The organism is Sporosarcina sp. FSL K6-3457, assembly GCF_038007285.1.
In the GTDB taxonomy this organism is placed as follows: Bacteria; Bacillota; Bacilli; order Bacillales_A; family Planococcaceae; genus Sporosarcina.
On record NZ_JBBOWX010000001.1, the window covers coordinates 3402340 to 3415857 of the forward strand.

Genomic DNA, 13518 nt, shown 5'->3' on the forward strand with positions numbered 1-13518 from the left:
CGGAAATTTTATGCGATAGTTTATTCTGTATATAGATGAATCACATCATCAACTGTTATCAATGTGTCAGCAACGGGTAACTGGTATTTTACTTTGTCTCCAGAACCATGCCATTCAAGACGATACGTATACAACTGACTCGTAATCCCCTTTTTTGTCATCCCCGTCAGATCGGGAACTCGGTGAGTCATTTCATCACCGTATTTATATAATTTCTCAATTTGCCCTTGTCGCTTCGTAATACCTGCCAGCGGAGCTATCTCTTCCATAATACGACCAACAATTGGAGCCGCAATGACACCGCCAAATTGGACGGAGTTTTTCGGACTGTCAATCGCAACATAGACGAGTAATTCAGGATCATCAACCGGGGCAAAACCAATGAACGATACAATATAATCGCCATCTTTATAATTACCATCAACAACCTTTTGTGCAGTCCCTGTTTTCCCACCAACACGAAGTCCATCGACAAAAGCTTTACCACCGGAACCTTTGGCAACGACCGATTCAAGCGCTTCTCGCACTTGCTTAGAAGTTTCATCACTAATTACGCGACGTTGCATGTCAGGTACAAATGATTGGAGTGTCTTGCCTTTATCATCCGTTATTTCCTTGACAATATACGGACGATATAGATAACCACCATTTATCGCCGCTGCGACAGCTTGCACTTGTTGAATGGGTGTTACTGAAATCCCTTGACCAAACGCCGTTGTTGCTTGTTCTACTGGGCCGAAATTTTTTTCTGAAAAAAGAATCCCTTTCGCTTCCCCAGCAATTCCTGATCCCGTCGATTGCCCGAAACCGAAGTCTCGGATATAGTTACTCAGTTTTTCGGGGCCCAAACGCTGGCCGATTTCCACAAATCCAGGGTTGCAGGAATTTTCGACGACTTCTAGAAATGTTTGATCCTTATGTCCTTCCCTTTTCCAACAGCGTAGTCTTGCCTTGCCGATCATTACATAGCCGGGATCATAAAAATGATCATGCTCAAGATCAATCACCTTTTCTTCAAGTCCTGCGGCAAGCGTAATAATTTTAAATGTCGATCCGGGCTCAAACGTCATCCAAACGGGTAAATTTCGATTATAAATACTTGGGTCCACATTTTGATAGTGTGCCGGGTCAAATGTCGGTACTGAAGCGAGTGATAACAATTCACCTGTTTTTGGGTTCATGATAATCGCAAGCGCTTGAGTCGCATCATATTTTTCCATCGCCTGTGACAATTCTCGCTCCACAACCTTTTGCATAGCCAAATCAATGGTCAACCCGATATTTGCACCTTTGTTACCGATTTTGAAACCATCGTCGACATGTGGCAACGGGATTCCTACGGCATCTGTGTACAAACGAATTTTGTCACCCGTTCCTTGCAAAATTTGATCATAAGCATATTCGATACCTGCCAAACCATTACTGTCATAGCCCGTAAATCCTATCAATCTCGATAACAGCTCACCATTTGGATATTCCCTAACAAAATCGACACCCGTGTACAAGCCGTCAATTTGCAAATGCGCAATCTCATCCGCCTGCTCTTTTGTAATGTTTTTCCCCTCTGGTGCCAATTTAACCATATACGCTTTTTCTGACATTTTCTCAGTTAGCTTACCTGCATCTACTTTAAGAATAGCTGCAAGCGTTGTTGCTGCACTTGCTACATCATTATTTTGGGAGGGCATAAAATAGAGTGTTGGCGCTAGCTTGCTACCTACAATCAGATTGCCATTGCGATCCTCAATATCCCCGCGCATACCTCCAAATGGAATTTCACGATCCCAGTTCGCCTCTGCACGCTCTTTCAGTAAATCATGTTTGATAATTTGTACGTGGAACAGCTTGCCTACGAGCATTGCAAGTAGGATAACAAAAATAACAAAGGTAGCTCGTAATCTCTTTTTAGATTGTAAACCTATAAAAGTCCGCAGCGCCTACACCTCTCGTTTTTCTATCAGCGTATGATACGTTGCGGATTGCTATTCATTAGCCACCCATAATACTCTCTTCTTCGGCGTCTTCTTCTAGCGGTTTATAAATATCTGCAGGTGATTGCAATTGAAGAACAACCGGCTCATTGAGTCCAATAACTGTTCCCATTGACAAGCTTTGCTCCGTTACATAGCCATCCCCGTTGATGCGGATATCAAGCCCAGATAACATTTTAAAAGACAGCACCATTTTTTTGGACCATCCTGTAAAATCAGGCAATGATGTCGACCCCTTCGTTTGTAGCAGAATGACTGACCCTTCTGCAAGCTTTGTGCCCGCTTGAGGATATTGGCGTTCAATTCGCCCTCCCTCACCAACGACAACTGGATTGAATCCGTCTTGCTTCAGCTTTGTAATCATGTCAGCTGAATCCTGACCAACTGCTTCACGCACAACTGCTGCATCGATAACATCTTCCCCGTTCGGGACAATATTCATATACCTTAAACTACTTTCCATAATAGAAGTAAACAGTTCCGCAACCGGATCGGAACCCGTTTTTCCGCTAGGTAGTTTCGGTTGCTGCACGTAAACATACGTCAATAACTGCGGATCTTCTACAGGTGCCATGCCGAGGAAGGAGTAGAGGTAATTGCTACCGCCGCTTAAATACTTTCCATTTGGCCCTGGTATCTCAGCAGTTCCCGTCTTCCCTCCGATGGTATAGCCATTCAGCGCAAACTTCTTCCCTGTCCCTTTTTCGCCTGTAATCGTCGAAGCTAGAACTTCCCTTACTCCTTTAGCCGTAGCCGCCGATATTGGACTGTCATGTTCTTCGGGTTGTTGGTCCTTTACCAATTCTCCTGTGTTAGGATCTGTAATTTGGTCAATTACATAAGGCTTCATCATGACACCATTGTTTGCAATCGCTGTCGCAGCTTGGATCATCTGCATTGCCGTTACAGTCGAACCTTGTCCATAGGAAGTTGTCAGTCTTTCGGAAGGATACGTATCCAAAATGACCCCTGATGCCTCATTCGGCAAATCAATTCCAGTCTTTTCTCCAAAACCAAATTTACGAATATAGTCTATGAACGTCTTATCTCCTAGTCGTTCCAGTAAATATGCCATAGCAACGTTGGACGATCTTTGGAATCCTTCTAAATAGGTGATTGTTCCCCACCCTTTACGATTGTTAACATCTCCAATGGTTTTATCGTAAATCGTGTATTGACCCGATCGGAAATAGGCGTTTGGGTCCCATTTTTTCTCTTCTATCGCCGCCGCTAATGTAAACATTTTCAGCGTTGACCCCGGTTCAATGGTCGTTTCAAGCGCGGCGTTCAAGTATTCTGTAATTCCTTCACGCGTAGCCGAATGAAAAGAAGGTCGCTGGCTCATTGCCAGTATTTCACCTGTCTTTGGATTTGCAACAACAACTAGCATTTTACTAGGTGAATATTCACTTTCCACTCGAGTCATCGCATCTTCTACAAAACTTTGAATTGTTTTATCGATAGTCAGTTGAATATCAAAGCCATCCTGAGCCGGGGTTACTATTTCTTCTGCTTTCGGTAATTTGAAACCCCATCCGTCTGACTGGAAATTTACTTTGCCGTCCGTTCCCGTCAGCTCTTTATCATACGTTGCCTCCAGCCCCATTTTCCCAACCGTAGACAAATTTCCATCGGCATCTTCTTCTCTCATGGCGAAACCAATTAAATGTGAAGCGAAAATGCCATTTGGATAAAACCGTTTTTGATCCTCCAAGAAAAGGATACCACCGGATAGCTCCTTCTCCTCAAGTTCCTCCCGAATCGCAAGGACCGTTTCATGATTAATATCTCGTCCTGCTTTTCCTAATTCCAATTGGTATCTTTCCCAATCGGAGTACTCATTCAACTTGGACAAAATCTCCTCTTTTTCAAGCGGGATATAGTTCGCCAGCACTTCAGCTGTAGCCCCAAAGTTTTCTTTCAAAACATGGCGCGGCTTTTTGGAGCCTTTACTTGCTTTTTCATCCAATATGATAAGCAGCTTATAGCTCAATGTATCCGCAGCAATCAATGCTCCATTACGATCAACAATCGTTCCACGATCCGCTTTCAATACCGATTCTCTCGCGTATTTCGCTTCTGCAAGCGCCGCCATAGCCCTGCCTTCCGCTTGCCCCGTCGCTTGAATGAAAACCATTCTTCCGAACAAAAGGAAAAAGAGCCCTCCGTAAAGCATAAACATCAGAAAGGCTCCCCATTGAAATCGAAATTTCTTTTTCATCGTCCTGGCACGACCTTTACGTTGTTGTCATTCGGGTTCAAACCGAGCTCCTTTGCTTTCTCCCATATCCGTTCATATGTGGATTTTTCTTTCATTTGAATAGCTAACTCCGTGTTTTGTTTCGTTGTTTCTGCAATATCTTTTTCTATTTTGTGTAATTCTATGTTTGTCTCATTAATTTGGGCTTGTGTATGTAAAATCATTGTTGAAAAAAGAACTAGGGATGCTGCAAATAGCACGAACAGGAAATTCTCTCCGACAGAAAAGACTTTTCGTGCTGGACGTATTTGCGGTTGCTTTTTCGGTACTTCCGGTACTTCAAGCTCACGTACATATGACGTTTGATATTTTCTCTGTTCTAGTGCCATTTACCAATTTCCCCCTTCACCTTTTCTCAGCAATCCTAAGTTTTGCAGATCTAGCACGCTTATTCTCTTCTATCTCTTTATCATCCGGTATAATTGGTTTTCTCGTCACCAATTTCAATATTGGTTCCATGCCCTCTGGTATAACCGGCAAGTTTGGTGGTAAATCCGGGTAGGATGAGGCTTCTTTAAAAATCGTTTTACAAAGTCGATCCTCCAGTGAATGGAACGTAATGACACTAATCCGTCCTCCGGGATTTAACAATGTAATCGCATCGACTAATGATTCCTCAGCCGCTCCAAGCTCATCATTCACCGCAATTCGGATTGCTTGGAACACCCTTTTCGCTGGGTGCCCACCTGTTCGTCTCTTCGCCGCAGGAATCCCCGTCTTAATGAGCTCAGCTAGTTCAGCAGTTGTACGGATTGGGGCTTGTTCACGCGCCGCCTCAATTTTACGCACAATGCTTTTCGAGAACTTCTCTTCACCGTAGCGGAAAAAGATCCGTACAAGATCCTCGTATGACCAGTCATTGACAACGTCATACGCTGTTAACGGTGCATCCATATCCATGCGCATATCAAGCGGAGCGTCGTGATTATAACTAAATCCGCGTTCTGGCGTATCAAGCTGTGGAGAGGACACTCCTAAATCATAAAGGATTCCATCAACAGATTGGACTCCAATTTTAGCCAATTCGGATTTTAAGTTTCTAAAATTCGAATGGACAAATGTCACTTGAGGAAGATAATCCTTCAACCGTTCTTTGGCAACTTCAATCGCCGTTGTATCCTGGTCAAAACAAATCAGCCTACCTTGCGGTGATAATTTCTTCGCAATTTCCTTACTGTGACCAGCTCCTCCGAGCGTACAGTCGACATAAATTCCATCACTTTTTATATCCAGACCTTCGACGGCTTCGTGAAGTAATACTGTAGTGTGGTTAAACATTGAAACCGCCCACTTTCTTTTGATTGTTGTTTTAAAACCTAGTTGTTTTCTGTTATTAGAAATCAAAATCAATAATATTTTCTGCGATGTCATTGAAGGATTGTTCGGACTCATCGTAATAAGCATCCCATAATGGCTTTGCCCAAATTTCAATCCTCCCCGAAACACCGAGGACGACACAATCTTTTTCAACTTTTGCGTATTGCAGCAAAGACGCCGGAATATTGATGCGACCCTGCTTGTCCAGTTCAACCTCCGTTGCACCGGAGAAGAAAAAACGAGTAAATGCACGTGCATCTTTTTTCGTAACCGGCAGCGCCTTTAATTTTTCTTCAAGACGCTTCCATTCATTCATAGGGTAACCAAAAAGACAATTGTCCAAGCCACGAGTCAGCACAAAGCCATCACCGAGATGCTCCCTAAATTTCGAAGGAACAATCAGGCGACCTTTTGTATCGATAGTATGCTGATATTCGCCCATGAACATACTCTTCACCCCACTATATGAAATAAATGTACCACATCCCTCCACATTCCTCCACCTGTTTCCCATCATTCATGCTCATTTAGATAAAAATGTGTCAATAGTACTTGTTTCAATGAGATTATTCAGATAACAAAAAGTTAATAAGTGTTTTATAGACAAAATGATACATGAAAACAGGCCAATTTTAATCGCAAAAAAACTCTCGCCCACACAATGATGTGAGCAAGAGTTTTAAATAGGTCTATTCTCATAGATAAACGACTTGATGAGTACCGTCTATTTCAAAAGGCAATTGAAGTAGATCCTGAATAAGAGTTGGTCCGTAATTATTCAAATAGGCATAAGGTGCATAGAGCCGCTCCTGTAACGCACCTTCTGGGAATAATTCACCTTCTAGCAAACCAAACGTACGAAGTGCAGCATCATGCTTCAATAATAGTGCGTCTTCTGCTTTCGCTTTTAAATACGCCAATTGCTTCGTATGGAACAGCAGATTTTTTTGCAATAACTCCTGCATCGTTGGCCCCTGTTGCTCTGATAACTGTGCAATTTTTTCATACTGACTACTCAGCATCTTTTCTGTTTCATCTAAAGTAGCGTTAAACTCCTCATCGCGTAACTCTTCAACAAATTGCTCTCGTGCAGTAAACACCTGTCCAGACATGACGTCTTCAATCGTGAAGGATTTTTTTTCCAATGCCTGCTTCACTTGTGGCGTCACTAGCGTGATAGATATCCGCGGTACGATAATCGGCATTTTCAAACCTAGATGATGGAATGCTTCTTTCAAGACTGCCCAGTAGGCGATTTCTCCCGGACCACCAACGAAAGCCAATACCGGGAACACCAAATCTTGCATAATTGGTCTCGTTGCTACGTTATTGCTGAGGAGCCACGGTTGTTCCTTAGCGATTTCCAGCATTTCTACCGTCGTAAAACGAAGACCGGAACTGTCATTGACGAAATAACCGTCTTTTCTAGACAGTAGGACACGCCCTGTTTCATGAACATAAAATAAGTTGGCTGCATTCATTTCAGCACCAATCGGAGACCCAAATCCTTGCGTAGCAAACAGTTCTTCTTTGCTCGTAATTTTCTCAGCAAGCTGTTCGGACTCCTCAATTAGTTGAATAAAGTAATCCGTTTCAAGTCGGCGTAACGGTTTAAAGGCGGAATCGATGAACAATAAACCTTCCTCCTGGAATAGGCCATTCATCAGCCGGACGAAAAATTGAGTGAACGTCTTTTCCTGTTGTACAGCCTCCAGCACTCCGTCTAACAAATCTTTCGTATAAGCTGTTTCCCCAAATTTGCCAAAAATATCTTTAACGAAGGAAGCCATTTGCTCCCGGTCGTAAGCAGCGTCTGAAGCCATCAACTTCAAGACGAACTTTTCAGCATATTGCTGTTTTACCGCACGTCCATTTAGTTCTGTGTAGGTGTGATTAATTTCATTCAAATCATGGTCTTCACCTGCAACCCAAAATACCGGTACGACAGGAATACCCAATGACGCTCGCTGCTTTTTCGCGAGTAAAATGACTGTTATTGCTTTGTGTACGGAATATAAAGGCCCCGTTAAAACGCCTGCCTGTTGCCCACCAACAACGGCAACTGCGTTTTCCGCTAGCTCTTTGATGTGCTTATCCGCGTTTGCAGATATGCCAAAAGGCTCCATGAATACGCGGATTATTTCCGCGAGTTGACGTCTTTCAAATGAACGGCCCGCAAGTTCTGCTACCCTTGCTGGATAAGAACTTCCTTCATTACCATAATCGAAAAACGTATGTAAAAATTCTTTATCTTCTTTATACGCTTGCATCACTTTATTAGTTCCCTGCAATGCTAAAACTTCCAATTCCATTACTCATGCCCCTTTGTCACTTTAAGTATGAACAGAGTATAGCATTCCAAGCGATAGGATTGAAAAATAAACGCTTAGGCAACAGACAATTAAGTTATATAGTCAATCACTTTCGCAATGACGCCACCAAGCAACAGAAGGATGTAGCCTACTGTTAAGACAAGGAAATACAAGCGCCATGTTTTCCTTAATAGAGGAGCGATTTGAAATTCTTTGACCTTAACCCTTTCCATAACGATACGGGCAATGGCAATTATAATGGCGGCTCCTATGATATAGACGCCCGTTCCTTCCCCAATAATTGTACGGGAGGCCACATACACCGTTAAGAATAGAAATGGGGTTGTTACATCTGCCGCCAGCCCAATGACCGATGCCGGCGCCTTGCCCATCCTTCTCATAATGATAAGAAATAAAACGGTGACGATGAAGGGAAACAGAATGACTCCCCCGAAAAACGTTGAAGTTATCCCATTCATACTTCCCCTCCTGTCCGATTTACAGCATAGAGCATCGTTTCAAGCATCGCTAAGAGCGGTAATGTCCGTTGACGTTCGTTCGCTTTGCGAATAACCGCGGTGACAATTGTTTCAATTTCCATCGGACGACCCGCTAAACAATCTGCCAACATCGACGACTGGTTACTTGCTGTTTTTTCGCAAACACCTACCACGGCCTCATTGGGAAGAATTGACTGTATTTCCGGAAAAGCAGCCATCAATTCAGCATATAATGTATCGAAAAGTGTACGACAATGGGTGTTTGTCAAAAGCTCACCATTTTTCACTTTTAAAATAGCCGTCAAAGGATTAATCATACAGTTGATGAGCACTTTGCGCATTAGGATTTGTTCAGCATCTACGTGAAAACTTACTGGAAACAGAGCTGAATGAGCTCGTCCAAGCTTGTCAAATAGGCGTTTATCTCCACGGGTCGGAGCAATGGTTAGCATACCAACTCCATTATGGCTAACGGTCCGATCATCTACTCGGCGAGCCCCATGTTCTACTGTGGCGAATGCAACGTGAGGCATTGCCGTGTTATTCACTAACTCTATATGACCAATACCATTTTGGATAAATAGCACGGGATTCTCTATAGTTGCTTGCTCCATGTCTGAAAGGAGGTCACCTAAACCAGCATATTTGACCGCAACAATCCACAACGCAGTAGGCGCTAACGCTCTAATATCTGTCATTGCCCCTACATCGTACATACTCGTTGTCCCGTCCTGGTTGATACGCTGTATTCCTTTTTCCCGAATCAGTTGTGCCTGTTCTTCCCGTCTGACGTAGAAAGTCACAGCTACCCCCGCTTCAGCTAAAAACGACCCGAGTAGCAGACCAATTGAACCCGCTCCCGCAATGACGACATTCATCTTTTCCACCTCTAATCGAAAAGGTCCACCTGTATGCCGGCGGACCTTTATCTCTTTCATTCGATTATACAGGATATACTGGGTGTTTTCTCGGTGGTTGCGGAATATTTTTTGTGCTATACAACCGGAATCTATTTGCCAATACCCCTCTCAAGCTTGAAGGTGCGACAATTTCATCAATAATTAGCTCAGACGCTAACTTATAAATATCAATCTCTTCTTTATATTCCTGATGCTTCTCTTGGACAAATGACAGCCGTTCTTTTGGATCTTCAATCGCTTCTATTTTATTCGAATAGACGGCATTGACGGCTGCTTCTGGTCCCATGACAGCAATTTGAGCAGTCGGTAGGGCAATGCAGACATCTGGCTCGAACGCCGGCCCTGCCATCGCATAGAGCCCTGCGCCGTACGCTTTACGAACGATGACAGAAATTTTCGGTACTGTCGCGGAACTCATTGCCATAATCAGCTTCGCTCCATGACGAATAATACCTGCACGCTCCACTTTCGTTCCAATCATGAAGCCTGGTACATCCGCTAAAAATAACAGCGGAATCGAAAACGCATCACACAGTGTAATGAATTTCGTCGCTTTGTCGGCTGAGTCAACGAACAACACGCCCCCTTTCACTTTCGGCTGATTAGCTACAATACCAACCGTTTGCCCTTCGATACGCGCAAAGCCAGTAATTAATTCAGGTGCAAATAATTTTTTCACATCGAAGAAACTGCCCTCGTCAATCAACGCATCGATCGCTTCATACATATCGAATGGCGCATTTTGATTTTCAGGAATGATTGCTTCAAGCGTCCTGCCAGCTTTCGCCTCCACGACACCTCGCAGTGCAGGTTGCTCCGTAAAGTTCGCCGGGAAGTACGTCAGGTAACGCTGGGCTTCTGCAATGGCCTCTTGTTCGTTTGCAGCTAGGACATCTCCACAGCCACTGACCGAACAATGCATACGCGCGCCGCCCATTTCCTCAAGCGTCACTTTTTCCCCAATGACTTTCTCAGCCATACGCGGCGAGCCTAAATACATCGACGCATTACCGTCTACCATGATGACAATATCGCAAAACGCTGGGATATACGCACCACCTGCAGCAGAAGGACCGAACAAAATACAAATTTGTGGGATGAACCCAGATAACCTCACTTGATTGTGAAATATCTTGCCTGCCCCCCGGCGATTCGGAAACATATCCAGTTGGTCCGTAATACGAGCACCTGCTGAATCAACGAGATAGAGCATCGGTACTCGATTTTTCTCTGCAATTTCCTGAATACGTATGATTTTCTCAACAGTACGCGCTCCCCAAGAACCCGCTTTCACCGTCGAATCATTCGCCATAACACAAACCGTTTGGCCACCCACTTTCCCCATTGCAGTGACAACACCATCGGCCGGCAAATCGCCTGCTTCACAGTTCGCAAATCGACCGTCTTCTGTGTATTCCCCATCATCAAACAGTAATGCCAGCCGATCACGGACAAAAAGCTTATGCTGCTCTGTCAATTTGTCATGATATTTTGGATGACCTCCTGCAAAAATCCCCTGTAGTTTTGCTTCCAATTTTTCATTATACGTAGTCATTCCAGGACCCCCTCCCATTTCCCCTTACGCTTCGATTGTGGCCAAAACATCTTCTTCGTTCACGAAATCGCCGACTTGCACGTTAATAGCTGCTACTTTTCCAGCTGTTTCTGCTTCAATCGGTATTTCCATTTTCATAGATTCCAACACAAGCACAACTTGCCCTGCCGCCACTTCTTCACCTACTGCTACATTGACCGTAAATACGGTACCTGCCATCGTTGCTTTTACTTCAGTCATTGTTTTTTTCCTCCTTTTGTCGTTCGAGCCAAGTCGGTAGCGCTGCCGTTGAATAGTCACCTGTTCCGAATTCCTCAGATGGTAGGAATTCAGTAAATAACGGTATATTTGTTTTCAAACCTTGAATATCTACTTGTGCGAGAAACACCTGTGATTGCTGTATCGCTTCAGCCCGAGTCGCAGCATGCACAATAACCTTCGCAATTAATGGATCGTAAAACGGTGTCACTTTACCACCTTCGACGTATCCAGCATCAATTCGGATACCCGTTGCATCTCCCCAGTCGAGTTTCCCAATAGTCCCCGGTGATGGCATGAATTTGACCGGATCTTCTGCATAGATACGATATTCAATGGCGTGACCATTTGACTGAATAGCCTGCTGATTTTTCACCGGCAACTCATTACCCTTCGCGACTTCAATTTGCCATTCAACAAGGTCGTAGCCCACCACTAATTCTGTTACTGGATGTTCGACCTGAAGTCGTGTATTCATTTCAAGAAAATAGATATGATTGTTGTCATCGACAATAAATTCGACTGTCCCTGCATTTTTATAACCAACTGCCTGCGCTGCATCGACTGCCGCTTGAAATAGACGTTGCCTTGTTTCTTCCGGCAAGCACGGCGAAGGTGATTCCTCAATCACTTTCTGGTTGCGACGCTGTACCGAACAATTACGCTCGAACAAATGGACGACATTGCCTTGATTGTCCCCAAAAATCTGCACTTCAATATGACGTGCGTTCGCAATGAACTTTTCGAGAAAAACAACATCATCGCCAAAATAGGCTTTAGCACGAGTTTTGACAGATTCGAAGTGCTGACTGAGCGCTTGCTCACTTTCACAGCGGACCATGCCAATTCCTCCACCACCCGCACTCGCTTTCAACATAATTGGATAGCCTATATTTACCGCGGCTTGCACCGCTTCTTCCAAAGTGGCAATCCCTTCATCAGTTCCAGGAACAACCGGCACCCCAGCCGCTTGCATCGTCACACGCGAACCAATCTTATCCCCCATTTTATCGATTGTATCCGCGTCAGGCCCAATGAAAATCATACCTGCCTGCTGGACTTTACGTACAAATTCCGCATTCTCAGACAGCAATCCATACCCCGGATGAATCGCGTCTACTCCTACACGAACGGCAATATCAATAATATCATCCGCTTTTAAATACGATTGTTGAACTTGTGCAGGCCCTAGCAAAAACGCCTCATCTGCCTCCTTGACGAATGGCATATCCACATCCGCTTCCGAATGGATCGCAACCGTTTGAATGCCAAGACGCTGACAAGTTTTGATGATCCTAAGCGCAATCTCCCCACGATTCGCAATCAACACTTTATGCATATAATCATCCCCCAACTTGTGAACGTGAACTTCCCTTCCTCCTTTAGTGTAAACGATAAATGAAACCGTTTTCAACCCCTGTCTGAAAAAAACATCTTTTCGAAGGACTTTGCCTGATGGCTTTAATGATTTACCAGCGACTTCCCACGTTTACCTGCGACTCCAGCTCGCCAGCCGCTTCATTAACAGGAAAAAACCGTTTCACAAGGTAGTCACTCACCTTGCAAAACGGTCCTCTACTTATTTTTTCGATAAAAACTGGTCTACCGCCTCATGATGTGCTTCACTTTCCCATAGGAGAGAGCATTGACGCGCTTCTTCGAGCATGCGGTCTCGCATGAAATCAGCCGTCCACTTTCGAATCGCTACCGTCTTATAAGCACGGTGAACCGATGGATGAACCCTAGACATTTTAGCTAGAAAATTCTTCAACCCTTCTTCCGCGCTACCTTCATAGAGCTCTGTAGCCCAGCCAGCAGCCAACAGCTGATCCGCCGTATGGATTTCTGCTTCTGATAGCAGGCGGAACACACGATCATGCTTCCCGTCTTTTTCAAACAGCAGCGTCGCACCACCCCATCCCGTTGTAATTGCCAACGTTCCCTGGATGAATCCCGCTTTCGTGCTCGATGAAACAAGTCGGTAATCACAGGCTGTGGCGATTTCACAGCCCCCACCAACCGCAGCACCATTAACGACAGCAATCACAGGCATCGGTAACGTCGCCACTCGATACAACAAACCAGCCATTTTGCTTAGCATCGGAAACGCTTCTTCAGCCGTGCGAAAGCCATGAAATTCAGCTAAATCTCCTCCCGAACAAAACGCTCGGTCACCCGCACCCGTAATGACTGCGAAGGCAATAGCTGAATTGTCCTCAATTTGTTCCAGAAATTGTTCAAGCCCTTCCATAACTGCCCCATTCACCGCGTTGCGCATTTCAGGTCGATCAATCGTAAATGTGGCGATGCTGTTTTCAATCTGAATGTTGTAAGACATGTCTATTCCCTCACATTTCATTTTTATGCCTAGCTCCGACTCCGCATTTCTATGTACAAAAAAAGGT

The 13518-nt window shown here is 44.4% G+C and carries 12 protein-coding genes; all 12 read right to left on the bottom strand.

Annotated elements, in window-relative coordinates; all coding sequences use genetic code 11:
- Positions 1-20 precede the first annotated feature (20 nt).
- The 12 genes from N1I80_RS16725 to N1I80_RS16780 all read right to left on the bottom strand — a co-directional run bounded on the left by N1I80_RS16725 (position 21) and on the right by N1I80_RS16780 (position 13451).
- The gene (locus tag N1I80_RS16725) at positions 21-1859 is read right to left on the bottom strand and encodes a penicillin-binding transpeptidase domain-containing protein (protein WP_340738974.1); all 1839 of its coding nucleotides are present in this window, start codon (positions 1857-1859) and stop codon (positions 21-23) included.
- A 130-nt stretch (positions 1860-1989) separates the two neighbouring features.
- On the bottom strand, positions 1990-4173 hold the full coding sequence (locus N1I80_RS16730; RefSeq protein WP_340738975.1) for a penicillin-binding protein: 2184 nt from the start codon (positions 4171-4173) through the stop codon (positions 1990-1992).
- Positions 4174-4208: 35 nt separating this feature from the next.
- Positions 4209-4580 (bottom strand): cell division protein FtsL, encoded by a 372-nt coding sequence (gene ftsL, locus N1I80_RS16735; RefSeq protein WP_340738976.1) that lies wholly within the window; start codon positions 4578-4580, stop codon positions 4209-4211.
- 16 nt (positions 4581-4596) lie between these two features.
- Entirely contained in the window at positions 4597-5529 is a 933-nt protein-coding gene (gene rsmH, locus N1I80_RS16740; protein WP_340738977.1) for a 16S rRNA (cytosine(1402)-N(4))-methyltransferase RsmH, read from the bottom strand.
- Positions 5530-5584: 55 nt separating this feature from the next.
- Positions 5585-6016 carry a division/cell wall cluster transcriptional repressor MraZ gene (gene mraZ / locus N1I80_RS16745; protein WP_340738978.1) on the bottom strand — a complete coding sequence of 144 codons (432 nt, stop codon included), beginning with the start codon at positions 6014-6016 and terminating at the stop codon, positions 5585-5587.
- A 247-nt stretch (positions 6017-6263) separates the two neighbouring features.
- Positions 6264-7880 carry a bacillithiol biosynthesis cysteine-adding enzyme BshC gene (gene bshC / locus N1I80_RS16750; protein ID WP_340738979.1) on the bottom strand — a complete coding sequence of 539 codons (1617 nt, stop codon included), beginning with the start codon at positions 7878-7880 and terminating at the stop codon, positions 6264-6266.
- 89 nt (positions 7881-7969) lie between these two features.
- Positions 7970-8359 (bottom strand): DUF3397 family protein, encoded by a 390-nt coding sequence (locus tag N1I80_RS16755; protein ID WP_340738980.1) that lies wholly within the window; start codon positions 8357-8359, stop codon positions 7970-7972.
- Positions 8356-9258, bottom strand: coding sequence for a ketopantoate reductase family protein (locus N1I80_RS16760; protein ID WP_340738981.1), 903 nt, complete (start codon positions 9256-9258; stop codon positions 8356-8358). The genes N1I80_RS16755 and N1I80_RS16760 overlap by 4 nt, the downstream gene beginning before the upstream one ends.
- A gap of 64 nt (positions 9259-9322) precedes the next feature.
- Complete coding sequence (locus N1I80_RS16765) at positions 9323-10855, bottom strand: acyl-CoA carboxylase subunit beta (protein WP_340738982.1); 1533 nt, start codon at positions 10853-10855, stop codon at positions 9323-9325.
- 24 nt (positions 10856-10879) lie between these two features.
- Positions 10880-11095 carry a biotin/lipoyl-binding carrier protein gene (locus N1I80_RS16770; protein WP_340738983.1) on the bottom strand — a complete coding sequence of 72 codons (216 nt, stop codon included), beginning with the start codon at positions 11093-11095 and terminating at the stop codon, positions 10880-10882.
- Entirely contained in the window at positions 11088-12452 is a 1365-nt protein-coding gene (locus N1I80_RS16775; protein ID WP_340738984.1) for an acetyl-CoA carboxylase biotin carboxylase subunit, read from the bottom strand. The genes N1I80_RS16770 and N1I80_RS16775 overlap by 8 nt, the downstream gene beginning before the upstream one ends.
- A gap of 240 nt (positions 12453-12692) precedes the next feature.
- Positions 12693-13451 carry an enoyl-CoA hydratase/isomerase family protein gene (locus N1I80_RS16780; RefSeq protein WP_340738985.1) on the bottom strand — a complete coding sequence of 253 codons (759 nt, stop codon included), beginning with the start codon at positions 13449-13451 and terminating at the stop codon, positions 12693-12695.
- Between the last annotated feature and the right edge of the window lie 67 nt (positions 13452-13518).